The sequence below is a fragment of the Micromonospora sp. NPDC050200 genome, from assembly GCF_040656135.1.
Taxonomy (GTDB): Bacteria; Actinomycetota; Actinomycetes; order Mycobacteriales; family Micromonosporaceae; genus Micromonospora.
In genome coordinates this window covers 1-1,078 of sequence record NZ_JBFALG010000181.1, presented here as the reverse complement: position 1 = coordinate 1,078, position 1,078 = coordinate 1, and the positions used below count along the sequence as shown (strand labels likewise).

The 1,078-nt window shown below is 70.8% G+C and carries 2 protein-coding genes; one reads left to right on the top strand and one right to left on the bottom strand.

The window, feature by feature from the left end; genetic code table 11:
- Positions 1 to 45 precede the first annotated feature (45 nt).
- The gene (locus tag AB0I41_RS35255; protein WP_357115849.1) at positions 46 to 615 is read right to left on the bottom strand and encodes a DinB family protein; all 570 of its coding nucleotides are present in this window, start codon (positions 613 to 615) and stop codon (positions 46 to 48) included.
- Positions 616 to 710: 95 nt separating this feature from the next.
- On the opposite strand from AB0I41_RS35255, the gene AB0I41_RS35250 reads away from it, so the two are divergent.
- Positions 711 to 1,078: HTH domain-containing protein (locus AB0I41_RS35250; RefSeq protein WP_357115846.1), on the top strand; the 368-nt coding region annotated here is incomplete at its 3' end.

Sequence of the window (1,078 nt, the reverse complement as noted above, 5' to 3'; positions counted from 1 at the left end):
CTGATGGTGTGGGGCGCGGCGTAACGCGCCCTCACCATGCCACTGTTAGCCCATGCTCTTGGCACCGTCCAGGGACTCGCGGATGATGTCGGCGTGGCCGGCGTGCTGCGCGGTCTCGGCGATGATGTGCATCAGCACCCGGCGGGCCGACCACCGCCCGCCGGGCTCGAACCACGGGGCCTTCGGTAGCGGCTGGGTGGCGTCCAGGTCAGGCAGGGTGGCGACCAGCTCATCGGTCCGGCGGGCCACCTCGGCGTAGTCGGCCAGCACACCGGCCAGTGTCTCGCCGGGTAGCAGCCGGAACCCGTCGGCCCGCCGGGCCCAGTCGGCCTCCGTCATGGTGGTGAAATCGCCCATCGCCGACGGGCCATCCAAAATGAAGTCCACCCAGCTCTGCTCGACCGCGGTGACGTGCTTGATCAAGCCGCCCAGGCACAGCTCGCTGACGGTACTGCGCCGCCCGGCCTGCTCGTCGGTGAGGTCGCGGGTGGTGAAGCGCAGGAAGTGCCGCTGTTTGGCCAGCGTCGCCAGCAGGTCGGCGCGGTCGCCAGTGGCGGCCGGCGCGTCGGCCAGGTCGTGGGTGGTCCGTCCATCGGCGGTTGTGGTCTCGCTCATGGTCTCCAGTTCCTTGTCCCGTTCCCGTCGGTCAGGACCCACGCTAGGCCGCCCTGCGGCCACTTCCTGACCTGAATAGCGCAAGAATCAACGACATGGCGAACACCAGCACCCGGACCCTGCGGCTGCTGTCCCTGCTGCAAACCCACCGGTACTGGCCCGGCACCCAACTGGCTGAGCGACTGGGGGTCTCGGTCCGCACCCTGCGCCGGGACATCGATCGGCTGCGCGAGCTTGGCTATCCGGTCGAGGCGCGGCGCGGCGTGGACGGCGGCTATCAGCTCACCGCGGGCGCGGCACTGCCGCCGCTAGTGGTTGACGACGAGGAGGCGGTCGCCCTAGCGGTGGGGCTGCAGGCCGCCGCGCACAGCGCGGTGGAGGGCCTCGCCGAGTCCTCGGTGCGGATGCTGGCCAAGGTGGTGCAGGTGATGCCGGCCCGGCTACGGCGCCAGGTCGAGGCGCT